Below are 26,309 nucleotides of genomic sequence, written 5' to 3'. Positions count from 1 at the left end.
CGAGACGAGGGGCTCACACCGGCGCGGCGTCGCCGGCAGGTTCGGTGCGCAGCTGCCGCTCGTGGCGCAGTGCCGGGAGGTAGAGGAACGCCCCGAGGAGGCTGAGCGCGCCGGCGAGGACCATCGCGACCTGGTTCGACGTGCGCTCGGCGAGCAGACCGAGCAGGGGCGCGACACCCGAGTAGGCCGCGAACATCATCATCGAGTTCATCGACAGCACCGTGGCCCGGTTGCGCGCCGAGGCCTCGCGGTGGAGGAGGGCGCCGTGCATGGGGCCGGCGAAACCGTGCATCGAGTAGGTGAACAGGTAGGCGACGACGAGCGCCACCGGCCCGAGCACGAGGCCCATCCACACCGCCCCGAGGGAGTTGAGGACTCGCCCGAGGATGGCCGTCCGGGTGACGCCGAGCCGCTTCGAGACGAGCCCGGCGAGACCGGAGCCGGCGGCGAAGATCGCCCAGCCCCCGGCCGCGACGACTCCCATCCAGGCGCCCGCCCGCTCCTCGCTGCCCAGCAGCTCGGCGAGCCGGATCGGCTGGAAGGTCTCGAAGACGATCATCGCGATGGACCAGAACACTTCGACGAGGACGAGGCCGCGCAGGATCCGGTTGCTGCGCAGCATGCCGAGGCCGTCGCGGACGACCCCCGGCGCCTCCTTGGCCGACGCGACGGCGCGGCGCAGCCCGGTGGAGTCCACGTGGGTCCGCGGCTCCTTGACGAGGACGACCGTGGCGACGAGGTGCACGACCGTCAACGCGACGAAGACGGCGAACGGGAGGTTGAGGGCCGACGACTGCGCGAACGGATGCCACGCGATGAGCCCGGCCGAGACGAGCGAGCCCGCCGCCATGCCGAGCCCGAGGATGGTTCCCTGCCGGGCCAGCGGCTGGTCGACGTCCGCCCCGGGGTCGGTGGCGTGCACGGCGTCGACGAACCACGCCTCGAGCGGCCCCGAGTCCAGGGCGCGGAAGACGCCGGTGAGCACCGAGCCGAGGACGAACACCCAGAACGACTGGGCGAAGAGGTAGACGAGCCCGGCCGCGACCTGCACGACGGCCGCCGCGACGTAGACCGGTTTGCGGCCGAACGCGTCGGCGAACCCACTCGTCGGCAGCTCCAGGGCGAAGACGACCCACCCCGTGAACGCGAAGGCCGCCAGCGCCTGCGCGACGCTCAGCCCGCGGTCCAGCGGCAGCAGCGTCATCATGCCGACGATGAGCCCGACCGGGAACCACCGCGTGAAGCTCAGCGCGTAGAAGACCCGGCGTGCCGCGGCGGGGGAGAGGGGCGCGGTGGTCACGACTCCTCCCCGCGCGGGACCCGGTCGAGGTCGAGCGGGTAGGTGACGTTGTAGACGGCCAGCCGCCGGGCGGCCGGGTTGCCTTGTCCCACACGGCGATAGCGCGTGACGATCTCGTCGATCTCGGCGTTCATCTGCTGCAGCTGGGCCGGGGTGGCGATGACGTAGGAGTCGTTCATGCCAGCGGCATCACGCCATTCCGGCGGCCACGTGGCCTCGACGTCGAGCCAGCGCTCGAACTGCTCGGCGAAGTGTCGCGTGTAGTCCCGGGTCAGCCAGTTGAGTGCGGTCTCGGCGTCCTCGTCGCCGGCGAAGTCGCTCGGTTCCCACTGGTGCGAGTCGGTCGCCGCCCGCCACAGCCGCCGCTTGCCCTCGCCCTCGCCGGTGTCGGCCACGAGACCGACGGACTCGAGCTTGCGCAGGTGGTAGCTCGTCGCGCCGGAGTTCGTGCCGAGGGCCGCGGCGAGGTCGGTCGCCGTCGCGGGTCCACCGCGGCGCAGCGCCGACAGCAGCCGCGATCGCAGGGGGTGGGCGAGCGTCTTCAGGGCGGTCGCGTCGAGGCGGAACCCGGTGAAGTCGGGGTCCTCGCTCGGCGGGGTGGGTGGCGTGCGAGCAGGCATGTTGTGCACAATACCTCTGCACAGTCTGTTTGCACAACTTTTCTGTATGCCGTCCGCTCGCCCGCGTTTGCGCAGGTCAGCACCCCTTTCCGGGCCTTGCTGATGCGATTTGGGCCGGGCCCACGCCGTCCGTAAACTTGATGACTGTTGTGCCGTGCGCCCTTCTCAGGGCGAGAGGACCCCCTGACGGGAGCACACGGCATACCCCATCCACTCGTTCACACGAAAAGGCAACACCGTGCGTACTTACTCCCCGAAGCCGGGCGACATCACGCGGCAGTGGCACGTCATCGACGCCACCGACGTCGTGCTCGGCCGCCTCGCGAGCCAGGCTGCCACGCTCCTGCGCGGCAAGCACAAGGCGACGTTCGCCCCCCACATGGACATGGGCGACTTCGTCATCATCATCAACGCCGACAAGGTCGCGCTCACCGGCGCCAAGGCCGAGCAGAAGCGGGCCTACCGCCACTCCGGCTTCCCGGGCGGCCTCAAGAGCCAGAGCTACACCGAGCTCCTCGACAAGCAGCCGACCAAGGCCGTCGAGAAGGCGATCCGCGGCATGCTCCCCAAGACCTCCCTCGGCCGCCAGCAGCTGACCAAGCTCAAGGTCTACGCCGGCTCCGAGCACCCCCACGCTGCCCAGCAGCCCAAGCCCTTCGAGATCAGCCAGGTGGCCCAGTGATGACCGAGAACACCACAGTCGAGACCACGGAGGAGTTCGGCACCGACGGCAACGACGTCGAGATCACCGAGTACACCTCGGAGTCGAGCACCGACGTCGCCGGCGAGCCGGCCCGTCGCCCGTCCGCGTCCGCCCCCGGCGCCGCGACCGGTCGCCGCAAGCAGGCCGTCGCCCGCGTCCGCATCGTGCCGGGCACCGGCGAGTGGAAGATCAACGGTCGCACCCTCGAGGAGTACTTCCCGAACAAGGTGCACCAGCAGATCGTCAACGAGCCGCTCAAGGTGCTCGAGCTCGACGGCGCCTACGACGTGCTCGTGCGCGTCCACGGTGGTGGCGCGTCCGGCCAGGCCGGCGCCGTCCGCCTCGGTGTCGCCCGCTCCCTGAACGGGGTCGACGAGGAGCTCAACCGTCCGGCGCTCAAGAAGGCCGGCTTCCTCACCCGCGACGCCCGCGTCCCCGAGCGCAAGAAGGCCGGTCTCAAGAAGGCCCGCAAGGCGCCCCAGTACAGCAAGCGCTGACCCTGCTCACCATGGCGGCCCGTCATGGCCGCCCCGAGCACCCGAAGTCCCGCGTCGCCCGCGTGCGGCGCGGGACTTCGCGCGTGCGAGGGCGTGCTCTGGCGGGATTGCCCGTATGCCGTCCGCGCGCCTTCGGGGGTAGGTTGGCTCGTCGGCCCATGCCGGCTCGTCCCGCTTCACCCGAGAAGGCTCGTCGGGTCGAGCAGGCCTTTATCGGGCGACCCGATACTGTCCCGCTTCACCCGAGAAGGCTTGTCGGGTCGAGCAGGCCTTTATCGGGTGACCCGATAACGCTGGGACGCGTGGGACGCGCACGAGGTGCCCACCCGGCATACGAAAAGCATCACTGAAAGGCACGACACCAGATGGCACGACTGTTCGGGACCGACGGCGTCCGGGGGCTCGCCAACGTCGACATCACGGCTGACCTCGCACTGAAGCTCGCCGTCTCGGCCGCGCACGTCCTTGGCGCGGACGCTCGGGCGGCGGGCCGCAAGCCGAAGGCGGTCGTCGGGCGCGACCCCCGGGCCTCGGGTGAGTTCCTCGGCGCGGCCGTCGTCGCCGGGCTCGCGTCCGCCGGCGTCGACGTGCACGACGTGGGTGTGCTGCCGACCCCGGCCGTCGCGTTCCTCACCGCCGACATGGACGCGCACTTCGGCGTCATGCTCTCGGCATCGCACAATGCCATGCCGGACAACGGGATCAAGTTCTTCGCCGCGGGCGGGCACAAGCTGCCCGACGCCGTCGAGGACGAGATCGCCGCCGGCCTCGACCGTGAGTGGGAGCGCCCGACGGGTGCCCAGGTCGGTCGCGTGCACTCCAACCGGGCGGGTCAGGCCCGGTATGTTGCGCACCTCCTCGACGCGATCCCGAACCGGCTCGACGGGCTCAAGGTCGTCATCGACGGCGCGCACGGTGCGGCGTCGCGGGTCTCGCCCGAGGTCTTCCGGCTCGCCGGCGCCGAGGTCGTCGAGATCGGCACCGAGCCCGACGGGCTCAACATCAACGACGGCTACGGCTCGACCCACCTCGAGCACCTCAAGGCGGCCGTCGTCGCGAAGGGCGCCGACCTCGGCATCGCCCACGATGGGGACGCGGACCGCTGCCTCGCCGTGGACGCGTCCGGTACCGAGGTCGACGGCGACCAGATCATGGGCATCCTCGCCGTGGCGCTCAAGGAGCGTGGTGCCCTCGCCGGCGACACCCTCGTCGCCACGGTCATGAGCAACCTCGGCCTGCTCCAGGCGATGGAGCGCGAGGGCATCCAGGTCAAGCAGACCGGCGTCGGTGACCGCTACGTCCTCGAGGAGATGCGCCGCTCGTCGCACTCCCTCGGCGGCGAGCAGTCCGGCCACGTCATCCTGCTCGAGCACGGCACCACCGGCGACGGGGTGCTCACCGGGCTCATGCTCGCGGCGCGCATGGCCGAGACCGGCAAGTCCATCGCCGAGCTCGGCACCGTCATGACGCGTCTGCCGCAGGTGCTCATCAACGTCAAGGGCGTCGACAAGTCCCGCGTCGAGACCGACGAGGGCGTGCAGGCTGCGGTCGGTGACGAGATGGCGCGGCTCAACGGCTCCGGTCGGGTGCTGCTGCGCAAGTCCGGCACCGAGCCGCTCGTGCGCGTCATGGTCGAGGCCAGCACGGCGGACGAGGCTCAGGCCGTCGCCGAGCGGCTCGTCACGGTCGTCAAGGACCGCCTGACGCTCTGACGCCGCGAGGTCAGTGGCCGTAGTGGCCGTGGGTGTCCTGTGGCTTCACGAAGTTGTCCGCGGCGCTCTCGGAGTCGTGGTGGCGCTTGTCGTATGCCGCGTCCTCGGCTCCCGGGTCGACGTGCGTCGGGTCGAGGACCCGTTGCAGGAAGGTGCGCGTGCGCTCCTCCTGCGGGTCGCCGATGACCCGCTCGGGTGATCCCTCCTCGACGATGACGCCACCGTCCATGAAGATCACCCGGTCCGCGACGTCGCGCGCGAAGGCCATCTCGTGGGTCACGACCATCATCGTCATGCCCTCGCTCGCGAGCCGGCGCATGACCGAGAGGACGTCCCCGACGAGCTCGGGGTCCAAGGCTGACGTCGGCTCGTCGAAGAGCATGAGCTGCGGGTCCATCGACAGCGCGCGGGCGATCGCGACGCGCTGCTGCTGGCCGCCGGAGAGCTGCGCCGGGTAGGCGTCGGCCTTCTCGGACAGTCCGACCTTCTCGAGGTTGGCGCGGGCCGTGGCCTGCGCCTCGCTCTTGCTCCGTTTGAGGACCGTCGTCTGCGCGATGGTGCAGTTCTCGAGCACCGAGAGGTGCGGGAAGAGGTTGAACTGCTGGAAGACCATGCCCATGTTGCGGCGGATCGCGTCGATGTCGCAGTCGGGGTCGGTGACCTCCTCCCCCCCGACGCGGACCGAGCCGGACGACGGCTCCTCGAGCAGGTTGATGCAGCGCAGGAACGTCGACTTGCCGGAGCCGGACGGGCCGATGACGCAGACGACCTCGCCCTCACGGACGGTGGTGTCGATGCCCCGCAGGACGTGGTTGTCGCCGAAGGACTTGTTGAGGTCCTGGACCTCAACGACGGCGGTGTTCGTGGTGGTGGCACTCATGTCTCAGCGCTCCTTCCGCTGGCGGGCTTCCATGCGCCGGACGAGGACGGACAAAGGCAAGGTGATGACGAGATAGCACAGTCCGGCCACGGTGAGCGGGGTGAGGCCGGCGGTCTGGTTGCCGAGGTCACGGCCGTACTTCGTCAGTTCGAAGCCGGTGGTGGAGATGCCAAGGATGAACACGAGCGAGGAGTCCTTGATGAGGAGGATCAGCTCGTTCGTCAGAGGCGGGATGACGATTCGCAGTGCCTGCGGGAGGACGATCTTGCGCGTGGACGCACCGGGTGTCATTCCGAGAGAACGTGCTGCCTCGACCTGGCCCTTCGGGACGGCCTGGATGCCTGCACGGATCGTCTCGGCCATGTAGGCCGAGGCGACGATCCCCAGACCGACCCAGACAGTCCCATACGGGTCGAACGGGATGACGAGGCCGGGGAAGGCGATCGACAGCGTGCCGAAGACGAGCAGGACCAGGAGTGCGGGCAGGCCCCGGAAGAACTCGATCCAAGCCGTGGCGAACCAGCGGTACGGCCCGACCGACGAGAGCCGCATGAGGGCGAGGACGGTGCCGAGAACCAGCCCGATGACGAAGGCACCGGCGGTGTAGATGATGGTGTTCTTCAGCGCCGTCCCCAGACCCGAGGTCAGGGTGAGCTTGATGTCCTCAGGGGCGAAGAAGCTGTCCCTGACTGCTGGCCAGTCGACAGTGAGAGCCAAGGCTGCGACGACGATGACCAGCAGGGCGTACTGCGCGAGGCGGAAGCGTTGGGCGCGCTTGCGTGGGGAGAGCTTGGGTCTGGTGGGCGCCTGCGGTGTCTCAGGGGTGGTCGTGGTCATCGGTCCTCCTGCCGGGACGGCGGGTCAAGGGTCCGGGACGCCGAAGGGGCAGCGGGCCGGTCGAAACCGTACCCGCCGCCCCTGCGTCGCGGAAGGGTTCTCGCGAACCCGTCACTTCGGGGCGTCGACCCCGAACCACTTCTTGTAGATCTCGTTGTAGCTGCCGTCCTCCTTGGACGCCTTGAGGACCTCGTTGGCCGTCTCGACGAGCTTCTCGGAGCCGGTCTTCGGGAACATCAGGCCGTACTGCTCACCGGTGTCGAACTCGGTGACGACCTCGGTGCTCGGGTTGTCCTTGACGTAGTCGTTGACGACGCCGTTGTCGTTGATCGCGGCGTCGACGCGACCGGCGAGGACACCGGCCATCTCGGTGGCGAGGTCGTCGAAGACGACGACGGTGTACCCGTTGGCCGCCTTGTTCTCCTCGGCGTACTGCTGGCCGGTCGTGTCGGTCTGGACGCCGACCTTCTTGCCCTTGAGGCTCGCGAGATCGGTGAAGCCCGACCCCTTCTTCGTGATGAGCGCCTGGGTGGCGTCGAAGTAGGGCTCGGAGAAGGTCAGGGCCTTGGCGCGCTCGTCGGTGATCGTCGTACCGGCGGCGGCCGCGTCGCACTTCTTCGCGGCGAAGACGGCGCCGGAGGTGATCTGGTCGAAGGAGATGTCGACGATCTCCTGCTCGAGGCCGAGCTTCTTCGCGACGAGGTCCATGAGCTCGACGTCGAAGCCGACGACCTCCGACCCCTCCTTGAACTGGAACGGCTTGTAGGGCAGGTGCGTGCAGACCTTGAGCTTGCCGGCCTCGATGGTCGAGACGCCGCTGCTGTTGCTCGCACCGGGCTCGGCGCCGTCGCCACTGTCGCTGGAACCACAGGCGGCGAGGCCGAGGACGGAGACCAGGCCGAGCGCGGCAACGGCGCTGGCCCGGCGGATGCGGTTGGGGGTCACCGGAACTCCTTGGTGGTCGGCGACGTGGTCGGCCCACGTCGGTCTGGAGGGGAACCCTACCGACGCGCGGACGGCATACGGCCGCAATCGCCGCAAGGCGAACCCAATCGTGACCTGCCGCGCGGTGGTGCCCGGACGCTACCGGCGGTGGGCCGCGATGATGCGTGCGTACTCCCGGCCGGAGTCCTTGATCGTGCGCTCCTGCGTGTCGTAGTCGACGTGGACGATCCCGAACCGCTTGCTGTAGCCGAAGGCCCACTCGAAGTTGTCCATGAGCGACCACGCGAAGTAGCCGCGCAGGTCGGCGCCGTCGTCGATCGCCTCGCGCGCCGCGCGCAGATGGCCGTGCAGGTATGCCGTCCGCTCGCCGTCGCGGACGACCTTGCGTTCGGGGTCGGCCGGGTCGGTCTCGACCACATCGGGCCAGGCCGAGCCGTTCTCGGTGACGTAGATCGGCAGGCTGGACTCCTCGGCCGAGCGCAGGAGGATGTCGTGAAAGCCCTGCGGCGAGATCTCCCAGCCCATGTCGGTGAGCGGCGGGTGCGGCGCGACCGCCTCGACCCCGTCGCAGCCGGGCATGGGGTTCGTCGCGCCCTCCTTGTGACGGACGCGGGTGGGGAAGTAGTTGTTCACGCCGAGGTTGTCGAGCGGGGCGCTGATCGTCGCGAGGTCGCCGTCGCGGATGTGCGCGTGGTCGGTGAGGTGGGCGGTGTCCTCGAGGAAGCCGCCGGGGTATGCCGCGTGGAACAGCGGGCCGAAGAAGATGCCGTTGAGGGCGTTGTCCGCGCGACGGACGGCGTCGACGTCGCGCTCGTCGGGCTGGTCCGGGCCCCACACCTGCGTCGGGTTGAGGGTGATCGACACCTCGGCGCCGGGGACGTTCTCGCGGATGACCGGCACGGCCGTGCCGTGGGCGAGGAGGAGGTGGTGGGCGGCGACGAGTGACTCGGCGGGGTCGGTGTGCCCGGGGGCGTGCTCCCCGATGGCGTAGCTGAGGATCGAGGAGCACCACGGTTCGTTGAGGGTGGTCCAGTTCGTGACGCGGTCGCCGAGACGGCCGGTCACGGCGCTGGCGTAGTCCGCGAACCACTGCGCCACGTCACGGTTGAGCCAGCCGCCCTTGTCGTCAAGGGCCTGCGGGAGGTCCCAGTGGTAGAGCGTCACGAAGGGGCGAATCCCGTTGTCCAGCAGCGTGTCCACGAGCCGGTCGTAGAAGTCGAGGCCGGCGTCGTTGGTGGCGCCGGTACCCGTCGGGACGATGCGCGGCCAGGCCACGGAGAAGCGGTAGGCGTCGAGGCCGAGCTCGCGCATGAGGGCGACGTCCTGCGGGACGCGGTGGTAGTGGTCGCACGCGATCTCACCCGTATCGCCGTCGACGGTCCGGCCGGGGGTCTGGGAGAACGTGTCCCAGATCGACGGGAGGCGCCCGTCCTCGGCGACGGCGCCCTCGATCTGGTAGCTCGCGGTCGCGGCGCCCCAGAGGAATCCGTCGGGGAAGGTCGTGTCGAAGGCCATGTGTCCAACCTATGGCCCGGACCGGGCTGTCGGAATGGGCTGCAGTGGGGCAGGGTTGGACGTGTCGAGCCGACCTGCAGTCCGCGGGTCGGCTGCAGGACACCACCTCACCGAGTCGAAGGAGTGGGCATGCCCTACGAGGCAGTCAACGAGACCGTGTACACCATCGCCGCCACCGCCAAGGGTGGCCGCACCGGACAGGTGAAGAGCGAGGACGGGGTCGTCGACCTCCCGCTCGGCAAGCCGGGCAGCACCTCCAGCCCCAAGGCCAACCCCGAGACCCTCTTCGCGGCCGGCTACGCGGCCTGCTTCAACGGTGCGCTGAACCTCGTCGCCTCCAACGAGGGCCTCGACACGAGCGAGTCCACCGTGACGGCGGACGTCACCTTCGGCAAGACCGACTCCGGCTTCGGGCTCGCCGTCGCCATCGAGGCCGCCATCCCCGGCGTCGACGAGGCCAAGGCCCAGGAACTCGTCGAGAAGGCGCACGAGGTGTGCCCCTACTCCAAGGCGACCCGCGGCAACATCGACGTCACCGTCACCGGTCGCCCGGCCTGACCTCGTCGGCACCCGGCCGACCACCCGACAGACCGATCATCCGAACTGAGGAGGCCCTCGATATGAGTGCTGTCACGATCATCGGCGGTCACGGCAAGATCGCGCTCCGGCTCGCCAAGGTGTTGAGCGAGTCCGGACACGAGGTGACCTCGTGGGTGCGCGACCCGCTGCAGGTGCCCGACATCGAGAAGGGCGGGGCGCGAGCAGCGGTCAACGACGTCGAGCGGATGTCGCCCGAGGAGATGGCCGACGCCCTCGGTGATGCGGATGTGCTCGTGTGGTCGGCCGGCGCCGGCGGCGGCAACCCCGAGCGGACCCGGGCCGTCGACCACGACGCCGCAGTGCGTTCCATGGATGCGGCCGCGACGGCCGGGGTGCCGCGCTACGTCATGGTGTCGTACTTCGGCTCGAAGCCGGATCACGGTGTGCCGCAGGACAACTCGTTCCACACCTATGCCCAGGCGAAGGCCGACGCCGACGAGGCGCTGCGCTCCTCCGACCTGGACTGGGTCGTCCTCGGGCCGAGCACGCTCACCGACGACCCGGGCACCGGACGCATCTCCGTCGGCGACGACCAGCAAAGCGGTTCGGTGAGCCGGGACGACGTGGCCGCGGTCGCGGCATACGTCATCGACAACCCCGGGATCTCGCGCCGCACGATCCGCTTCAACAGCGGGGACACCCCCATCTCCGAGGCCCTCAGGTCGGGGTGACCGCGTCGCCGACGCGGACGGTGCCCGGCTCGTCCGGGATGAGCTGGATCGCGAACCAGGTCTTGCCGTCCCAGCGGCGGTGACGCGCGAGGGTGCGGATCGGCTCGGGACCCTTGTCGAGCGTCGTCGGGTCGACGGTCGTCATGACGCAGCGGTCGACGGGCTTGGCGACGCGGAAGGTCACGTCCCCGATCCGGACGCTCGACCACGTGTCCTCGACGAACGCCTCGAGGTCGCCGTCGACGACGACGTTCGGGCGGAAGCGCTCGATCGGCAGCGGCTCGGGCAGCTGCTCGCCGCGCTCCACCGCCGTCTCGGCGACCCAGTCGTTGAGCCGCGCGAGCGATCGCAGGCTGGCGAGGGTGACGGGATAACCGTCTGCGTATGCCGTGTGGTCGCCTTCTCGTGAGTGGTCCGGGTTGAGGGCGCGGCGGGTCGGGTCGATGCAGCGGACCAGCCGCAGGCCGGCGCGACCGACGACCTTGCTGACCCACGCATCGGCCTCGGGGGAGACCAGGGCGCCCGTGAGGTCGTGCCGGTGCAGCCGGACGGGGATCTCGGCCGAGCCGTCGACGGTTCCCAACGGCGCGGGCAGGTGCAGGTCGGGCATGCCGTCGGCGCGCAGTCGGAGGCTGCTGGCGTCGACGGTGGGGTCGGTCTCAGGTGTGTCGGCGGTAATGGTGAAGAGCCGCTGCTCCTCGCGGGCGGAGACGAGCTTGCCGGTCTCGTCGACGACCATCCAGCGACGGTCGCCGGCGAAGCCGGCCCGCTCCACCACGGCGGAGTCGACGGGCCGGATGCCCCCGGACTTCACCGGGTGCACGTTGAGCCCGATCACATGGATGCCGCTCATCGAGATCCCCTCTCTCACTGGTCTGCTCCCACTGATTGCACTGGTCTGCTCCCACTGATTGCGCACAGTTCGCCTGCTCGCTGGCGCTCGCCCGCGAACTGTGCGCAATCAGTCGGGAGGGTGGTGCGGGGAACCGGCAATCAGTCGGGATGGAAGGGTGTCAGGCGCGGCGGTCGAGCAGGCCGGTGTCGACGTCATAGATGAACCCGCCGACCGCGACCGTGTCGGGGATGAGTGGGTGCGCGCGGACGGCGGCGACGTCTGCCGTCAGGGCCGCCTCCTGGTCGGCGATGACGTGGAAGCCCTGCCACGACGCGTTGCTGCCGGCCTTCTCGCCGATGACCTCGCGCAGCTCGGCCTCGCTGTACCTCGTCATCGCACATCGCGTGTGCGGGACGACGAGGATGCGCTGGACGTTGAGGAGGTGCACCCCGAGGACCATCGCCTCGAGGGCCGCCGCCGTGACGCGACCACCGGGGTTGCGGAAGATCTTCGCGTCGCCCAGCTTGAGCCCGAGCAGCCCCAGCGGGTCGATGCGGCTGTCCATGCAGGTGACGATGGCGATGCCGGCGTGGGCGACGCCGTCGAAGCCGGCGAGGTCGTGCGTATCGGCGTAGGTGCGATTGGCCTCGAGCAGGTCGTCGAAGTCGTCTGTCGCAGAAGCGGATTCGGGTGCAGCGGTCGAGTCGTTCACAGCAGTCCAGGCCTCTTCTCAATGGTCATCGCGAGCGGCTTGGTCACCGCGGCGAAGAAGTCGTTGCCCTTGTCGTCGACGACGATGAAGGCGGGGAAGTCCTCCACCTCGATCTTCCACACCGCCTCCATGCCGAGCTCTTCGTACTCGAGCACTGAGACGGACGTGATGCAGTCCTGCGCCAGCCGGGCCGCGGGGCCACCGATGGATCCGAGGTAGAAGCCGCCGTGCGCGGCGCACGCATCGGTCACCTGCTGCGACCGGTTGCCCTTGGCGAGCATGACCTTCGACCCGCCAGCGGCCTGGAACTGCTCGACGTAGGAGTCCATGCGACCGGCGGTCGTCGGACCGAACGAACCGGACGGCATACCCTCCGGCGTCTTCGCCGGCCCCGCGTAGTAGACCGGGTGGTCGCGCAGATAGGCCGGCATTTCCTCGCCGGCGTCGAGGCGCTCCTTGATCTTCGCGTGCGCGATATCGCGGGCGACGACGAGCGGCCCGGTGAGCGAGAGGCGCGTCTTGACGGGGTAGGCCGAGAGCTCGGCGAGGATCTCCTCCATCGGCCGGTTCAGGTCGACCTCGACGACGGCGCCCTTGCCGGTCGACCCGGCACCGGTGGGCAGGTCCGCCTCGTCTCCGGCGCCCCCGGACGTCAGCGACTCGTCGGTCACCTCCGGCAGGAACCGCGCCGGGTCGGTCTCGAGCTGCTCGATGAACACGCCCTCGGCGGTGATCTTGCCGAGGACCTGCCGGTCCGCGCTGCACGACACCGCGATGGCGACGGGCAGCGAAGCACCGTGGCGGGGGAGGCGGATGACGCGCACGTCGTGGCAGAAGTACTTGCCGCCGAACTGCGCACCGATGCCGAACTCGCGGGTCAGGCCGAGGACCCGCTCCTCGAGCTCGGTGTCGCGGAACCCGTGCCCGGTGGCCGCGTCGCCGCTCGTCGGGAGGTGGTCGAGGTACTTCGCGCTCGCGTACTTCGCCGTCTTGAGGGCGTACTCGGCGCTCGTGCCGCCGATGACGACGGCGAGGTGGTAGGGCGGGCAGGCAGCCGTGCCGAGGCCACGCAGCTTCTCGTCGAGGAAGCGCATCATGGCGTCCTCGTTGAGGATCGCCTTGGTCTCCTGGAAGAGGAACGACTTGTTCGCGCTGCCGCCACCCTTGGCCATGAAGAGGAAGGAGTATGCCGCGTCCGCGCCGGGTGCGGTGTTGGCGTAGAGCTCGATCTGGGCGGGGAGGTTGGAGCCGGTGTTGCTCTCCTCCCAGGTCGTCACCGGTGCCATTTGGCTGTAGCGAAGGTTGAGCCGGGTGTAGGCGTCGTAGATGCCGCGCGCGAGCGGGCGTTCGTCGTCGCCCTCGGTGAGGACGCCCTGGCCGCGCTTGCCGACGACGATCGCGGTGCCGGTGTCCTGGCACATCGGGAGGACGCCTCCGGCAGCGATACCGGCGTTCTTGAGCAGGTCGAGAGCGACGAACTTGTCGTTGCTGCTCGCCTCGGGGTCGTCGAGGATCGCACGGAGCTGCGCCAGGTGGGCCGGACGCAGGTAGTGCGCGATGTCGTGCATCGCCGTCTCGGACAGCAGTCGCAGCGCCTCCGGCGCGACGGTCAGGAAGGTGCGACCGCCGGGGCCCGCGACGGTCTCGACACCCTCCGTCGTGAGCAGCCGCCATGGGGTCTCGTCGGTCCCGTTGCCACCGGCTCCGGGCAGCAGGTGCTCGTAGGCGAAGTCGGCCACGGTCAGAGCTCCTCGCGGGTGGGGGCGTACGCGCCGTCGCGGGTCACGGTGACGGCACTCGTCGCGAGGGCGCGGTCGATCGCGGGCCAGACCTCGTCGGTGCCAGCGGTGGCGAGGCGCTCGCGTGCGCTCGCGTCGCCGAGCAGCCCGGCGTCGAGCAGGCCGGAGACGAGGCCGGCCATGAAGGAGTCGCCCGCTCCGACGGTGTCGGCGACCGTGTCGACGCGCGCCGGTGCCTCACCCGTCGTGCTGGCGCCGTCGGGGCCGCTGCGGGTGAGCCAGGTGACCCCGTCGCCGCCGCGGGTGACGACGACGAGCGAAGGCCCGCGAGACGCCCACCGGGACATGACCTCGGGAAGCGACTCACCGGCATACAGGAAGTCGATGTCGTCCTCGCTGGCCTTGACGACGTCGCTCAGCGCGACGATCTCCTCGATGCGGCCGCGGATCTCGTCGGCCGAGCCCATGATCGTCGGGCGGACGTTGGGGTCGTAGGAGACGGTGCCGTGCGGACGTGCGGCCACGAGCGTCTCGGTGACGACGGACTCGCCGGGCGTGAGGGTCGCGGCGATGGAGCCCGTGTGGACGTGGCCGATGCGTTCGAGGCCGGTGACCGGGCGCAGGTCCCAGTGCAGGTCGAAGTCGTAGGTCGCGGCGCCGGACTCGTCGAGCGTCGCGACCGCCGTGGACGTGGCGTGATTGCCGGCGTCGAGGTTGTCGATGCGGACGCCGTGGTCCTCGATCTGCTCGCGGCACCGGGTGCCGTGGTCGTCGTCGCCGAGGGTGGTCGCGAGGGTCGTCGGGTGGCCGAGGCGGGCGATGCCCATGGCGACGTTCGCGGGCGAACCGCCGACGTGCTCCGAGACGGCGCCGTCGGGAGTGTGGACGATGTCGACGAGGGTCTCGCCGACGACGAGCACGCTCGCGCCGCGCGCGCTCATGCGGGGCCCTCGGCGGGCAGGCCGGCGGTGCGGTCCACGACGTGGTGGCTCTCGATGACCCGCACGGTGCCGGACTTGCTGCGCATGACGATGGAGTTCGTCGTCGCGCGTCCGCGGGAGTAGCGCACTCCCTGCAGCAGCTCGCCGTCGGTGATGCCGGTCGCGACGAAGAAGCAGTTGTCGCTCGTGACGAGGTCGTCGGTCGTGAGGACCTTGTCGAGGTCATGGCCCGCGTCGATCGCACGCTGCCGCTCCGCGTCGTCCTGCGGCCACAGGCGGCCCTGGATGACGCCGCCGAGGCACTTGATCGCGCAGGCGGTGATGATGCCCTCCGGGGTGCCGCCGACGCCGAGGAGGAGGTCGATGCCGGTCGTCTCGCGGGCGGCGGAGATGGCACCCGCGACGTCCCCGTCGGAGATGAACTTGATGCGGGCGCCGGTGTCGCGCACCTCCTGCGCGAGAGCCTCGTGGCGCGGTCGGTCGAGCATGACGACAGTGACGTCCTCGGGCCGTTCGTTCTTGGCCTTGGCGATGCGGCGGATGTTCTCGCTCGCGGGCAGGCGGATGTCGACGACGTCGGCGACCTCGGGGCCGGCGACGAGCTTGTCCATGTAGAACACCGCGCTCGGGTCGTACATCGAGCCGCGGTCGCTCACCGCCATGACGGCGATGGCGTTGGGCATGCCCTTGGCGGTGAGGGTGGTGCCGTCGATGGGGTCCACCGCGACGTCGACCTCGGCGCCGCTGCCGTTGCCGACCTGCTCGCCGTTGAAGAGCATCGGGGCGTTGTCCTTCTCGCCCTCGCCGATGACGACGGTGCCGCGCATCTCGACGGTGGCGATGAGCGCCCGCATGGCCTCGACGGCGGCACCGTCCGCACGGTTCTTGTCGCCGCGGCCCACCCACCGGCCGCCGGCCATCGCGGCGGCCTCGGTGACCCTGACGAGCTCGAGCGCGAGGTTGCGGTCGGGGACGTTCGCGGACGGGGCGTCGGGCATCGGCAGAACCTGTCTGTTCGTCGTCGAGTCGCCACGCGGCTCGTCGCGGGCGCGCGGTCGCCTGACTCTATCGCCGCCCCGAGCCGACCCCGATATGGGGATTCCGGGGCTCATCGGCGACGATGGGGGCGTGAGCACCGCACCGCGCAAGAGCCACTACGCGAACGGGACCGTCCCCAACATGGTCCGGTCCCTGCTCGTCGTCGGTGCCCTCATGGCGCTGCTGTGGTTCATGACGCCGCGGGTGAACACGATCAGCGGTCCGAAGGTCGACGTCGCCGCGACGGCGGTCGACGTCAAGGAGCAGACCGGCTGGCCGATCGTCGCGGCCGCCGACCTCCCGCAGGGCTGGCGGGAGACCAGTGCCCGCTACGTCCGCAGCACCGGCGGGCTGATGACGTGGCACGCGGGCTACCAGACGCCGACCGGCACCTATGTCGCCGTCGAGCAGACCAAGGACGCCACGAACGAGTGGGTCGAGGCCCAGACCAACCGGGCCCGGCGGGTCGGCGAGCTTGAGGCCGCGGGTCGCACGTGGGTCAAGTACGAGCGTGGCGCCAAGGTGCAGAACAGCCTGCTCGACCGGCCCAAGGAGTCCGGGGAGCTGACGACGCTCATCACCGGGACGGCGACCTTCGACGAGATGGCCGCCTTCGCGGCGTACCTCAAGCCGGTCTCCGCCAACTGAGGCACGCTCTTCCCGTATGCCGGCCCACGCAGAGCGTGGGACCCGCGCGGCGTTCGGGGTACCGCTCAGTCGGCGGTGAGCTTGGCCTCGGCCTCGTCGAGCCAGCTGGCGCAGTGGGCGGCGAGGGCCTCGCCGCGCTGCCACAGGCCCATGCTCTCCTCGAGGCCGACCTGGCCGCCCTCGAGCCGGGCGACGATGTCGACGAGCTCGTCGCGGGCCGCCTCGTAGCTCAGCCCGGCGACATCGGCGTTGGGGTTGGCGTCGTCCGTCGAGACGGCGTCACCGTCGTCTGCGACGGCGCCCGCGCTCTTCCCGGTGTCCTTGGCCATGACGAGCACCTTAGCCCGCGGTGCGGACACCGAAGTCAGCCCGCGGTGCGGACACCGAAGTCGCCGCGCGCGACGGTGACTCGCAGCAGCTCGTCGATCTCGAGCTCGGCCGGGTCCGTGACGACCTCGCCGTCGACGCGCTGGACGATGGCGTAGCCACGGTCGAGCGTCGACTGTGGGGACAGCGTGCGGACCTGGGCGCGCAGGTGTGCGACGCCGTCCTGTGCGCGATGGACCTGCGCCTCGACCCGGCGGTGGGCACGCTCGCGCAGGGCGGTGACGACCTCACGCTGGACCCGCATGAAGGCGCCGGGGTCGGCGAGCACCGGCCGGGACCGGACCTCGACGAGGCGGCGTCGCTCGTGGTGGAGCCGCTGCTCGAGAGCGCGTCGCGAGCGCGTGCGGGCCGCGTCGACGACCTGGTGCTCGCGCTCGGCGTCGGGAACGATCGCCTTCGCCGCATCGGTCGGAGTGGAGGCGCGGTGGTCGGCGACGAGGTCGAGCAGGGGAGTGTCGACGTCGTGCCCGATCGCGCTGACGACCGGCGTGCGGGCATCGGCAACGGCCCGCAGGAGTGCCTCGTTGCTGAAGGGCAGGAGGTCCTCGACGCTGCCGCCGCCACGGGCGATGACGATGACGTCGATGTCGGGTATGCCGTCGAGCTCGCGCAGCGCCTCGCTCACCTCGGTCACGGCGGCGGACCCCTGCACGGCGACCTGGCGGACCTCGAACCGCGCGCTCGGCCACCGGCGCCGGGCGTTCTCGACGACGTCCTTCTCGGCGGCGCTCGCGCGGCCGCAGATGAGCCCGATGCGCGTCGGCAGGAACGGCAGCGGCCTCTTGCGGTCGGCGTCGAAGAGCCCCTCGCTGGCGAGGTTGCGCTTGAGGTACTCGATGCGGGCCAGCAGCTCGCCGACCCCGACCGGGCGGATCTGCCGGCCGTCCATCATGAGGGTGCCGCGCTGGGTCCAGAACGACGGCTTGGCCTGCACCACGACGCGCGCACCTTCGGTGAGCGGCCCCGCCATCGCGTCGAGCGCGTTGACCTGGATCGCGACCGAGAGCGACATGTCGACGTCGGCGTCGCGGAGGGTGAGGTATGCCGTCCGCGCACCTGGTCGTCGGTTCAGCTGGACGACCTGGCCCTCCACCCAGAGCACGGACATCTTCTCGACGTAGTCGGCGATCTTCATCGAGAGCAGCCGCACCGGCCACGGCTGGTCGGCCGTGGTGTCGGCAGCGCGCTCGGGAAGGGCCATGGCGCTCAGCGTAGGCGCGCCCCCCGACTGCGGCGGCGAGCGGACGGCATACAGGCGCGACTCAGGTGCGCACGTACGATTGGTGCCATGACCGCTGCAACCGCCGGGACCACCGACCAGGCCACCAAGCGCGTGCTCCTCGCGGCGCCGCGCGGCTACTGCGCCGGCGTCGACCGGGCCGTCGTCACGGTCGAGAAGGCGCTCGAGCTCTACGGCCCGCCCGTCTACGTCCGCAAGGAGATCGTGCACAACAAGCACGTCGTGACGACGCTGGAGAAGCGCGGCGCGATCTTCGTCGAGGAGACCGACGAGGTACCCGAGGGCGCCACCGTGATCTTCTCCGCGCACGGCGTCGCGCCCGTCGTCCACGAGGAGGCCAAGTCGCTCGGGCTCAAGACGATCGATGCGACCTGCCCGCTCGTGACCAAGGTGCACCGCGAGGCCGTCCGCTTCGCCAGCGACGACTACGACATCCTGCTCATCGGCCACGAGGGCCATGAGGAGGTCATCGGCACCTCCGGCGAGGCGCCCGAGCACATCACCCTCGTCGACGGCCCGGACGACGTCCCGAACATCGAGGTCCGCGACCCCGAGAAGGTCGTGTGGCTCTCGCAGACCACGCTCTCGGTCGACGAGACGATGGAGACGGTGCGCCGGCTGCGCGAGCGCTTCCCGGCATTGCAGGACCCACCGAGCGACGACATCTGCTACGCCACGCAGAACCGCCAGCTCGCCGTGAAGCACATGGCCCCCGACACCGACCTCATGATCGTCGTCGGGTCGCGCAACTCCTCCAACTCGGTGCGCCTCGTCGAGGTCGCGCTCGAGCACGGCGCCCGCGCCGGGCACCTCGTCGACTACGCCGACGAGATCGACGAGTCGTGGCTCGACGGCGTCTCGACGGTCGGCGTGACGTCGGGTGCGTCGGTGCCGGAGATCCTCGTGCGCGGCGTCCTCGACTACCTCTCCGAGCGCGGCTACGACGACGTCAAGCCGGTCATCGCGGCCGAGGAGTCGCTGATGTTCTCGCTGCCCAACGAGATCCGCCGCGACCTCAAGGCTGCCGGGATGTCCGACAAGATGCGCCACGACGGCGCTTTCGCCGAGGCCGGCTCGCTGCACTGATCCCCGCGGGTCCGCCTTGCGAGAACGGTTGTCCCACAGGCTTTTTCCGTATGCCGGTCAGCGCCAGGTGATCGTGTAGCTCCCGCCCTTCGTCGTGGGGAACGAGATCCTGTCCGCACCGTCCTTCGACGCGGCGACCACGGCGCCGCTGGCGTCGCGCACCGTCGCCCGCGACAGGCCGGCATACGAGCCGACGAAGGTGCCCCCGGCACGCGAGGTGACCCGCAGCTCGGTGGCCTTGCCGCCCGCCCAGTCCATGCCGACGACGAAGTTGCCGCGGGCGACGAGGCCGTCGACGCTGCCGTCCTTCCACGCGCTCGGGAGGGCCGGCAGGAACTGGGTGTACCCTGCCTGGCTCTGCAGCAGCATCTCGGTCATGCCGGCGGTGAGGCCGAAGTTGCCGTCGATCTGGAACGGCGGGTGCGAGTCGAGGAGGTTGTCGAGCAGGCCGTTGGTGTTGCCGGCGAGCATCGCGCGCACCATCGAGTAGGTGTCGTCGGCGAGGCCGGTGCGGGCGTACATATTGATCTTCATCGCCTTGGACCAGCCGGTGCCGTAGAGGCTGCGCTGCTTGAGCGAGACGATCGCCGCATCCATCCACTCCTTCGTGTCCCGGGTGATGAGGGTGCCGGGGAAGAGGCCGACGAGCTGGGACGTGTGCCGGTGCACCGACCCCTGGTTGGCGCTGCCGCCGGCGCCGAAGTTCCAGATCGGCTCCTCGGGCAGGTCACCGGCCTGGGCGCGCCCGAGGGTGGTCTCCTCGTACCACTCCTTGACCTGGCCCTGCTCGCCGATGATGACCGGGTCGAGCTGGGCCTGCTTCTCGCGCCACGTCGCCCGCAGGTCCGCGTCGACGCCGAGGGTCTCGGACGCCTCGATCGCCATCCGGTACAGCTCCCACACGAGCTGCTGGTCGTAGGTCGTGCCGACCGCGGTGGGCCCGTGCTCGGCCGAGACGCCGGGCGCGACGGTGAGCCGCTGCTGGTAGTCGCTCCACCAGAGGTAGCGGTTCCAGAAGGCCGCCATCTCCTTGAGGAGCGGGTATGCCGTCTCCTTGAGGAAGGTGCGGTCGCCGGTGAACTCGTAGTAGTCGTAGACGTTCTGCAGGGCCCACGACGAGCCGCCGATGTTCCAGCCGTACTCCTGGGAGCCGATGGGGGCCGTGTGCCCGAACGGGTTGACCTGGGTGTTGATGAGGAAGCCGTCGCCGCTGCCGACGGGGGTGCTCGCGAAGTTCTCCGTCTTCACGGCGGCGGAGCGTTCGGCGGTGAGCCGTCCCGGGACGACGAGGGAGGTGACGTATTCGTTGAACGGCACCTGGGTCTCGGCGAGGTTCGTCGTCATCGCCGGCCAGTAGTTCATCTGGACGTTGACGTTGAAGTGGTAGTCGGCACCCCAGAAGCGGCCGGCGTCGCCGATCATCCACATCCCGACGAGGTTCGTCGGGAGGTCACCCTTGCGCGACCCGGCGATGCTGAGGTAGCGGCCGAACTGGTAGGCCAGCTCGTCGACGGCGAGGTCGTACTTCCCGGCGCGGTAGGCGCGCATCAGCTCGTCGGTGGGGATGGTCGGCTTGCTGCCGCCGACGTCGAACCGGACCCGGTCGAAGAGCTCGCGGTAGTCCGTGAGGTGACGGGCGAGGAGCTTGCGGTAGCCGAGCTTGGTGGCCGCGTCGACCCGCGCGGTCACCTTCGCGTGGGGGTTCTCACCCCGGTATGCCGGGTAGCGGTTCGCGTAGTTCGTCCCGGTCGAGTAGGCGAGGGTGACCTCGTGGGCGCCGGTGACGGTGAGGCTCCTGCCGTCGGTGCTCGTGACCTTGCCTCCGCGGTTGTCGAGCCGCAGCTGCATCTCGGCCTGCAGCTGGTTGTCGTCGACGGTGCCGGCGAGGGTGATCCGCTTGGCCTTCGCGTCGGCGGTGGCGGTGGTGGTGAGCCCTGCCGCCGCGCTGGTCGAGGTCGTGAAGGACAGCGCCCCGGGATTGTCGGCGCTGAGCCGGACGACGGCGACCTGGTCCGGGTAGCTGACGAAGTACTCGCGGGTGTAGCGAATCCCGTTGTGCTGGAACCGAACCGTGGACACGGCCGTGTTGAGGTCGAGGTCCCTTGTGTAGCCCGTCGCCGTGGCGTCGGTGATGCCGCTCGCCGCGAAGTCGAGGGAGATGTCTCCGAAGTCCTGGTACTGACCCATGCCGACGCCGTCGCCGAACATCAGCCCGGTGAGCTGCGCGTTGGCGCCCGTCGGGCCGGTGGCGGGGAGGCCGAAGACGTACCGCGACTTGTCGTCGAGGGCGCGACGGTAGGTCTCCAGCTGCTGCGGCGTGACGCCCACCTTGCGGTTGCCGCCGATGTAGTCCCGGCCGGGGGCAGGGCCGCCGCGCCAGAGGGTCTTCTCGTTGACGTGCAGGCGCTCCTTGCCGGGGTTGCCGAACGCCATGAGGCCGGTCGTGCCGTTGCCCTGGACAAGGGCGTCGTTCTCCCAGTTCGCGACCGGCTTCTCGTACCAGAGCCGCAGCGAGTCGTCGGCGTCGCGCGTCGGGGCTGTCCTCATGGCCTCAGCTTCGATGTCGGTGGTGCGGGCCACGGCCGAGGCCGGTGAGCCGGCGGCGGGAACCGTCGCTCCCAGGAGGAGGGCGGCCGCTCCGAGGGCGGCCACGGGAACCAGGCTGTGTCTCATCGTCGAAACACCTTCGTCGAGGGGAGCAGGCCGTCGGGCCGCGCTGTCGTCCTCGCCGAGTCTGGTCGATCCGGTTCGCCGCGTCAACGCAGTGATCGGATGTTCTGCGGAGGTGAGCTCAGTGTGGGTGCCGGTGTTGTCAGCTGGGGCGTCGATTCATCGGGTCGATGCGCGACGTGTGAGGGCGTCACGGAGCTGGTCGCGCGCACGCGTCAGGTAGTCCCGCAGGACGGCTGCGGCCTCGGCGCGACGGCCGGCGCGCAGGTGCGCGGCGATGGTCGCGTTCTGGTCGAGGTAGGGGCGGTGGAACGACTCGGGACCGGTCATCTCGTTGAAGAAGAGCCGCATCTCGGCGAGCAGCAGCTCCATCTCGGCGTCGAGCCGGGAGCTGCCGGCGAGCGCCACGAGTGCGCGGTGAAAGTGCTGGTTCGCGCTCGCGACAGCGGGCCAGTCCTGTGCCTCGGTGGCGTCTCGGCCTTCGGCGACGGCGCGGTCGAGGGCGGCGAGCCGTTCCTCGTCGTGCATCGTGCCGTCGAGGACGGCGCCGACCTCGATGACGAGCCGGGCCCGATAGACGTCGGTGACGTCGTCGGCGTCCGGCGTGGCCACGACGACGCCGCGGTGCGGCTCGCGCACGAGGATCCGCTCGGCGACGAGCTGGCTCAGGGCCTCCCGGAGCGTGTTGCGGGAGACGCCGATGGCCTGGGCGAGCGCCGCCTCCGGCAACCGGGTGCCGGAGCGGAGTGCGCCCTCGGTCACCTGCTCACGGACGACGGACGCCGCCCGGTCGGCGGTCGTGCTGAGGACCGTGCGTTCCTGGCGGCGGCGCTTCTCCAGCGTGGTGAGGACGTCTTCGAGCATGACGCGAGTGTAGAGACCGTTCGCCGCATTGTTCGACGAATGTATTGCCGGATTGTAGAACAATCCCTACTCTGGTCGGCGGTCCATCCCTGAACGACGCGGCGACGCGTCCCCGACCGACTCAACGAGGAGTCCCGCATGACCCCGCCACCTGCACACCGCGAGGCGACCCCCGAACCGGAGGCGGACGGCATACCGTCCGCGGGCGAGGCGGTGGCTGCCGCGTCCAAGCGGTCCGCCCTGCTCGGCGCGATCTTCCTCATGGCGACGAGCGCCGTCGGCCCCGGGTTCATCACCCAGACGGCCCAGTTCACCCTCCAGCTCGGCGCGGCGTTCGCGTGCGCCATAGTCCTCTCGATCATCGTTGACATCGCCGTGCAGCTGAACGTGTGGCGGGTCATCGGCATCTCGGGGCTGCGCGCCCATGAGCTCGCGGGTCGCGTCCTGCCCGGAGCCGGGTGGGCGCTCGCCGGACTCGTCGTCCTCGGCGGGCTCGTCTTCAACATCGGCAACGTCGCCGGCACCGGGCTCGGCCTCGACGCGCTGCTCGGCGTGAGCCCCAAGGTCGGTGGCGCGATCTCGGCCGTGGTGGCGATCGCGATCTTCCTCAGTCGCCGGGCGGGGGTCGCGTTGGACCGCATCGTCGTCGTCCTCGGCATCGTCATGGTCATCGCGACGTTGGTGATCGCCGTGACCTCCCGTCCGCCCGTGGGTGAGGCTCTCGTCAATGTCGTTGCGCCAGAACAGTTCTCGTTCCTCGCGGTGACGACGATCATCGGCGGCACCGTGGGTGGCTACATCACGTATGCCGGTGCGCACCGGCTTCTCGACTCCGGCACCACCGGGGTCGAGAGCGTTCGTGACATCACCCGCAGCTCGGTGACCGGGATCCTCGTCACCGGTGTCATGCGGATCCTGCTCTTCCTCGCGATCTTCGGGGTCATCGCCGGCGGCGCCGCGCTCAACCCGGACAACGTCGCCGCGAGCGCGTTCGAGTCCGCGGCCGGCGAGTTCGGGCTGCGCGCCTTCGGGCTCATCCTCTGGACGGCGGCCATCACGTCCGTCATCGGCGCGTCCTACACGAGCGTGTCCTTCATGACGACGTCGGCCACGCCCGCGCGCACTCGCAACCTGCTCACTGTCGGGTTCATCGCGGTGACGTCGGTCGTCTTCCTCCTCATCGAGAAGACGCCGACGGAGCTGCTCATCTTCGCCGGGGCGTTCAACGGGATGATCCTGCCGCTCGGGTTCGGCCTGCTGCTGTGGGTGGCGTGGCGGCGCCGCGACCTCCTCGGCGGCTACCGCTACCCGGGGCTGCTCCTGGGCGTCGGCGTCCTGGCCTGGCTGCTCACGCTCTATCTGGCGTACCGGTCGTTCCTGCCGCTGTGGGAGCTGTGGTTCTCGTGACGGACCCGGCAGTGGAGGGGGGCGCGCGTTCGGGCGCCGCGACCGTCGACCTCAACAGCGACGTCGGGGAGTCCTTCGGTCGCTGGGAGCTCGGCGATGACGCCGCGATGCTCGAGCTCGTGACCAGCGCCAACGTCGCGTGCGGGTTCCACGCCGGTGACGCGTCGACGCTGCGGCGTACGTGCGACGTCGCAGCGGAGCGGGGAGTGAGCGTCGGCGCCCAGGTGGGGTATCGCGACCTCGCGGGGTTCGGGCGGCGGTTCATCGACATGGACCCGGTCGAGCTGCGCGACGACGTGACCTACCAAATCGGGGCTCTCGCCGGGCTCGCGCGTGTCGCCGGGACCTCGGTGCGCTACGTCAAGCCGCACGGGGCGCTCTACAACGCGGCCGTGCACCACGAGGCTCAGGCCCAGGCGGTCGTCGACGCGGTCGTCGCGTATGACGCGTCGTTGCCGTTGCTCGGTCTGCCCGGTTCCGCGCTGCTCGCCGCGGGGGAGCGCGCGGGGCTGCGCACGGTCCGGGAGGCGTTCGCCGACCGGGCCTACACGCCCGAGGGGACGCTGGTGTCGCGGCGCGAGCCGGGGGCGGTGCTGCACGACGCCGATGCCGTCGCGGACCGGGTCGTGCGGCTGGTCACCGAGCGTCGGCTCACCGCCATCGACGGCACCGACGTCACCGTCGACGCGGACTCGATCTGCGTGCACGGGGACTCGCCGGACGCCGTGGCCATGGCCGCTCGCATCCGGGAGCGCCTGGCGCAGGAGGGCGTCGCCGTCGAGGCATTCGCGTGAGCGGGCTCGACGTGTCCGGTCGGTCCGGGTCGGACGACCTGCCGCCCACCGGTTCACCCGGTCGGCCGACGGTGCTGCCCTACGGTGACCGCGCCCTGCTCGTCGAGCTGGGCGATGTCACCGAGGTGGTGCGGTGGGTCGACGCTGTGCGGTCTGCGGACCTCGATGCCGTCGGTGACGTCGTCTCGGCGGCCCGCACGGTGCTCGTCAGCGCTCGTGACGGGGCATCCGTCGCGACGCTGCGCGCCCAGCTCGGTGAGGTGGACCCTCAAGGTGCGCGGACGGCATACGAGAACGGTCCCGGACTGCTCGCGGACTCCGGTGGTGAGGTGGTCGAGATCCCGGTGCGCTACGACGGTCCGGACCTGGCGGACGTCGCTCGGCTGACCGGGCTGAGCGAGCGGGAGGTGGTCGAGGCACATACGGGTCGTCCGTGGCGGGTGGCGTTCGGGGGGTTTGCGCCCGGGTTCGGCTATCTCGTCGGCGGCGACCCGCGGCTCGAGGTACCGCGACGCGGTGAGTCACGCACGTCCGTGCCGGCCGGGTCGGTGGCGCTCGCGGACACCTTCTCGGGTGTCTATCCGCGGTCGTCGCCGGGTGGGTGGCAGCTCATCGGGACCACCGACGCCGTGATGTGGGATCTGGACCGTGACCCTCCTGCGCTGTTGGCTCCGGGTGCGACGGTTCGGTTCGTCGAGGTGCGGTCGTGACCCGGTCGCTCGTCGTGCGTCGCGTCGGAGGGCAGTGTCTCGTCGAGGACCTGGGTCGGCGGGGGATGTCGGACATCGGGGTGGGGCGCTCGGGGGCCGCGGACCGCGGGGCGCTGCGGCTCGCGAACCGGTTGCTGGCCAACCCTGACCATGCCGCGGCCGTCGAGGTGGGCATCGGGGGTCTCGAGGTCGAGGTCGCCGGAGGGGCGGTGACGTTCTGTGTGACGGGAGCGCCGGCCCCGGTGCTCGTGGACGGCCAGGCGGTGGGATCGCACGCTCTCGTGGTGGCCGGCGCGGGGTCGCGCATCGAGGTCGGTATGCCGGCGAGCGGCCTGCGTTCGTATCTTGCGGTCCGTGGCGGGGTGCACGTGGCTCCCGTGCTCGGCTCGCGCAGCCGGGACGTGCTGGCCGAGCTCGGGCCGGCGCCGTTGGCCGAGGGTGACGTGCTGCCGGTCGGGGAGAGGCCGACGGAGCAGCCCTCGGTGGACCAGGTCGCGCCGCCGTCGTTCGAGGCGCCGGCGACGCTGCGGCTCGTGCGCGGTCCCCGGGATGCGTGGGTGCGCGACGTCGAGCTGTTGGTGCGTGGCTCGTGGACGGCGTCGGCGAAGACGAACCGAGTCGGCATGCGGCTCGAGGGCCCGGCACTGGCGCACGCCGAACCGGGGCGGCAGCTGCCCAGCGAGGGGGCGTGGCGTGGGGCGGTGCAGGTGCCGCCGGACGGTGACCCGGTGCTCTTCCTCGCGGACCATCCGGTGACCGGCGGCTATCCGGTGGTTGCCGTCGTCGTGGATGCCGACGTGGACCGGGCGGCGCAGGTCCGCCCGGGCGAGCCGGTGCGCTTCGTCTGGGCACGCGGCTGAGGCGAGCGCAGCTCGCGTGTCCGGCCCGGCCCGGGGCCAATCGGTGAGGCTCGGAAAGGTGCCTTTGCTCCCGCATACGGAAGCAAATGTGGTTGTTT

General features: G+C 70.4%; 26 protein-coding genes. 11 read left to right on the top strand and 15 right to left on the bottom strand.

Annotated features, from left to right (window positions below):
* Window positions 1-13: 13 nt before the first annotated feature.
* Window positions 14-1,300, bottom strand: a complete 1,287-nt coding sequence (locus tag BCF74_RS06105) for an MFS transporter (protein WP_106297067.1) — start codon at window positions 1,298-1,300, stop codon at window positions 14-16.
* On the bottom strand, window positions 1,297-1,920 hold the full coding sequence (locus BCF74_RS06100; protein WP_106297066.1) for an ArsR/SmtB family transcription factor: 624 nt from the start codon (window positions 1,918-1,920) through the stop codon (window positions 1,297-1,299). The genes BCF74_RS06105 and BCF74_RS06100 overlap by 4 nt, the downstream gene beginning before the upstream one ends.
* 238 nt (window positions 1,921-2,158) lie before the next feature.
* Here BCF74_RS06100 and rplM point away from each other — a divergent pair, with 238 nt between their 5' ends.
* From rplM to glmM, 3 genes are all read left to right on the top strand, one after another.
* On the top strand, window positions 2,159-2,602 hold the full coding sequence (gene rplM, locus BCF74_RS06095) for a 50S ribosomal protein L13 (protein WP_106297065.1): 444 nt from the start codon (window positions 2,159-2,161) through the stop codon (window positions 2,600-2,602).
* Window positions 2,602-3,120, top strand: a complete 519-nt coding sequence (gene rpsI, locus BCF74_RS06090; RefSeq protein WP_106297064.1) for a 30S ribosomal protein S9 — start codon at window positions 2,602-2,604, stop codon at window positions 3,118-3,120. Before rplM ends, rpsI begins: the two co-directional genes overlap by 1 nt.
* A gap of 365 nt (window positions 3,121-3,485) precedes the next feature.
* Window positions 3,486-4,832 (top strand): phosphoglucosamine mutase, encoded by a 1,347-nt coding sequence (glmM, locus tag BCF74_RS06085; RefSeq protein WP_106297063.1) that lies wholly within the window; start codon window positions 3,486-3,488, stop codon window positions 4,830-4,832.
* A gap of 10 nt (window positions 4,833-4,842) precedes the next feature.
* On the opposite strand, the gene BCF74_RS06080 is transcribed toward glmM, so the two are convergent.
* The 4 genes from BCF74_RS06080 to BCF74_RS06065 form a co-directional block, all read right to left on the bottom strand.
* Window positions 4,843-5,712, bottom strand: a complete 870-nt coding sequence (locus BCF74_RS06080) for an amino acid ABC transporter ATP-binding protein (protein WP_106297062.1) — start codon at window positions 5,710-5,712, stop codon at window positions 4,843-4,845.
* Window positions 5,713-5,715: 3 nt separating this feature from the next.
* Window positions 5,716-6,549, bottom strand: coding sequence for an amino acid ABC transporter permease (locus BCF74_RS06075; RefSeq protein WP_106297061.1), 834 nt, complete (start codon window positions 6,547-6,549; stop codon window positions 5,716-5,718).
* A gap of 111 nt (window positions 6,550-6,660) precedes the next feature.
* Window positions 6,661-7,494 carry a transporter substrate-binding domain-containing protein gene (locus BCF74_RS06070; protein ID WP_106297060.1) on the bottom strand — a complete coding sequence of 278 codons (834 nt, stop codon included), beginning with the start codon at window positions 7,492-7,494 and terminating at the stop codon, window positions 6,661-6,663.
* Between the two features lie 138 nt (window positions 7,495-7,632).
* The gene (locus tag BCF74_RS06065; RefSeq protein ID WP_106297059.1) at window positions 7,633-9,009 is read right to left on the bottom strand and encodes a GH1 family beta-glucosidase; all 1,377 of its coding nucleotides are present in this window, start codon (window positions 9,007-9,009) and stop codon (window positions 7,633-7,635) included.
* A 129-nt stretch (window positions 9,010-9,138) separates the two neighbouring features.
* On the opposite strand from BCF74_RS06065, the gene BCF74_RS06060 reads away from it, so the two are divergent.
* Both BCF74_RS06060 and BCF74_RS06055 read left to right on the top strand, forming a co-directional pair.
* Window positions 9,139-9,567 carry an organic hydroperoxide resistance protein gene (locus tag BCF74_RS06060; protein WP_106297058.1) on the top strand — a complete coding sequence of 143 codons (429 nt, stop codon included), beginning with the start codon at window positions 9,139-9,141 and terminating at the stop codon, window positions 9,565-9,567.
* A 62-nt stretch (window positions 9,568-9,629) separates the two neighbouring features.
* Window positions 9,630-10,280: an SDR family oxidoreductase gene (locus tag BCF74_RS06055; protein WP_106297057.1), complete on the top strand. Its 651-nt coding sequence runs from the start codon at window positions 9,630-9,632 to the stop codon at window positions 10,278-10,280.
* On the opposite strand, the gene BCF74_RS06050 is transcribed toward BCF74_RS06055, so the two are convergent.
* The 5 genes from BCF74_RS06050 to glpX form a co-directional block, all read right to left on the bottom strand.
* Window positions 10,267-11,133: an MOSC domain-containing protein gene (locus BCF74_RS06050; protein WP_106297056.1), complete on the bottom strand. Its 867-nt coding sequence runs from the start codon at window positions 11,131-11,133 to the stop codon at window positions 10,267-10,269. The genes BCF74_RS06055 and BCF74_RS06050 overlap by 14 nt on opposite strands.
* Before the next feature lie 160 nt (window positions 11,134-11,293).
* On the bottom strand, window positions 11,294-11,827 hold the full coding sequence (locus BCF74_RS06045; protein ID WP_106297055.1) for a beta-class carbonic anhydrase: 534 nt from the start codon (window positions 11,825-11,827) through the stop codon (window positions 11,294-11,296).
* The gene (locus BCF74_RS06040) at window positions 11,824-13,566 is read right to left on the bottom strand and encodes a fumarate hydratase (RefSeq protein WP_106297054.1); all 1,743 of its coding nucleotides are present in this window, start codon (window positions 13,564-13,566) and stop codon (window positions 11,824-11,826) included. Before BCF74_RS06040 ends, BCF74_RS06045 begins: the two co-directional genes overlap by 4 nt.
* Before the next feature lie 2 nt (window positions 13,567-13,568).
* Window positions 13,569-14,507 (bottom strand): carbohydrate kinase family protein, encoded by a 939-nt coding sequence (locus BCF74_RS06035; RefSeq protein ID WP_106297053.1) that lies wholly within the window; start codon window positions 14,505-14,507, stop codon window positions 13,569-13,571.
* Window positions 14,504-15,505 carry a class II fructose-bisphosphatase gene (glpX, locus tag BCF74_RS06030; RefSeq protein ID WP_106297052.1) on the bottom strand — a complete coding sequence of 334 codons (1,002 nt, stop codon included), beginning with the start codon at window positions 15,503-15,505 and terminating at the stop codon, window positions 14,504-14,506. Before glpX ends, BCF74_RS06035 begins: the two co-directional genes overlap by 4 nt.
* A gap of 130 nt (window positions 15,506-15,635) precedes the next feature.
* Here glpX and BCF74_RS06025 point away from each other — a divergent pair, with 130 nt between their 5' ends.
* Window positions 15,636-16,193 (top strand): DUF4245 domain-containing protein, encoded by a 558-nt coding sequence (locus BCF74_RS06025; RefSeq protein ID WP_245889243.1) that lies wholly within the window; start codon window positions 15,636-15,638, stop codon window positions 16,191-16,193.
* A 65-nt stretch (window positions 16,194-16,258) separates the two neighbouring features.
* Here the strand turns inward: BCF74_RS06025 and BCF74_RS06020 are convergent, their stop codons facing one another.
* Window positions 16,259-16,522 (bottom strand): exodeoxyribonuclease VII small subunit, encoded by a 264-nt coding sequence (locus BCF74_RS06020; protein ID WP_106297050.1) that lies wholly within the window; start codon window positions 16,520-16,522, stop codon window positions 16,259-16,261.
* 35 nt (window positions 16,523-16,557) lie between these two features.
* Window positions 16,558-17,781: an exodeoxyribonuclease VII large subunit gene (xseA, locus tag BCF74_RS06015; RefSeq protein WP_106297049.1), complete on the bottom strand. Its 1,224-nt coding sequence runs from the start codon at window positions 17,779-17,781 to the stop codon at window positions 16,558-16,560.
* Window positions 17,782-17,868: 87 nt separating this feature from the next.
* Here xseA and BCF74_RS06010 point away from each other — a divergent pair, with 87 nt between their 5' ends.
* Window positions 17,869-18,906, top strand: a complete 1,038-nt coding sequence (locus BCF74_RS06010; RefSeq protein ID WP_106297048.1) for a 4-hydroxy-3-methylbut-2-enyl diphosphate reductase — start codon at window positions 17,869-17,871, stop codon at window positions 18,904-18,906.
* A gap of 57 nt (window positions 18,907-18,963) precedes the next feature.
* Here the strand turns inward: BCF74_RS06010 and BCF74_RS06005 are convergent, their stop codons facing one another.
* Together BCF74_RS06005 and BCF74_RS06000 are read right to left on the bottom strand one after the other, a co-directional pair.
* Window positions 18,964-21,558 (bottom strand): glycoside hydrolase family 95 protein, encoded by a 2,595-nt coding sequence (locus tag BCF74_RS06005; RefSeq protein ID WP_218279204.1) that lies wholly within the window; start codon window positions 21,556-21,558, stop codon window positions 18,964-18,966.
* Window positions 21,559-21,735: 177 nt separating this feature from the next.
* Window positions 21,736-22,440: a GntR family transcriptional regulator gene (locus BCF74_RS06000; protein ID WP_106297047.1), complete on the bottom strand. Its 705-nt coding sequence runs from the start codon at window positions 22,438-22,440 to the stop codon at window positions 21,736-21,738.
* A gap of 138 nt (window positions 22,441-22,578) precedes the next feature.
* On the opposite strand from BCF74_RS06000, the gene BCF74_RS05995 reads away from it, so the two are divergent.
* Genes BCF74_RS05995 through BCF74_RS05980 form a run of 4 tightly spaced genes read left to right on the top strand, consistent with a single transcriptional unit; the run spans window position 22,579 to window position 26,211 of the window.
* Window positions 22,579-23,847 (top strand): NRAMP family divalent metal transporter, encoded by a 1,269-nt coding sequence (locus BCF74_RS05995; RefSeq protein WP_106297046.1) that lies wholly within the window; start codon window positions 22,579-22,581, stop codon window positions 23,845-23,847.
* Window positions 23,844-24,641 (top strand): LamB/YcsF family protein, encoded by a 798-nt coding sequence (locus BCF74_RS05990; protein ID WP_245889242.1) that lies wholly within the window; start codon window positions 23,844-23,846, stop codon window positions 24,639-24,641. The genes BCF74_RS05995 and BCF74_RS05990 overlap by 4 nt, the downstream gene beginning before the upstream one ends.
* Window positions 24,638-25,351 (top strand): 5-oxoprolinase subunit B family protein, encoded by a 714-nt coding sequence (locus BCF74_RS05985; RefSeq protein WP_342747551.1) that lies wholly within the window; start codon window positions 24,638-24,640, stop codon window positions 25,349-25,351. Before BCF74_RS05990 ends, BCF74_RS05985 begins: the two co-directional genes overlap by 4 nt.
* Entirely contained in the window at window positions 25,348-26,211 is an 864-nt protein-coding gene (locus BCF74_RS05980; protein ID WP_106297044.1) for a 5-oxoprolinase subunit C family protein, read from the top strand. Before BCF74_RS05985 ends, BCF74_RS05980 begins: the two co-directional genes overlap by 4 nt.
* Window positions 26,212-26,309: the final 98 nt, after the last annotated feature.

Source organism: Knoellia remsis (genome assembly GCF_003002895.1).
GTDB lineage: Bacteria > Actinomycetota > Actinomycetes > Actinomycetales > Dermatophilaceae > Knoellia > Knoellia remsis.
The sequence above is the reverse complement of the archived record's forward strand: the minus strand, read 5'-3'. Positions and strand labels throughout refer to the sequence as shown.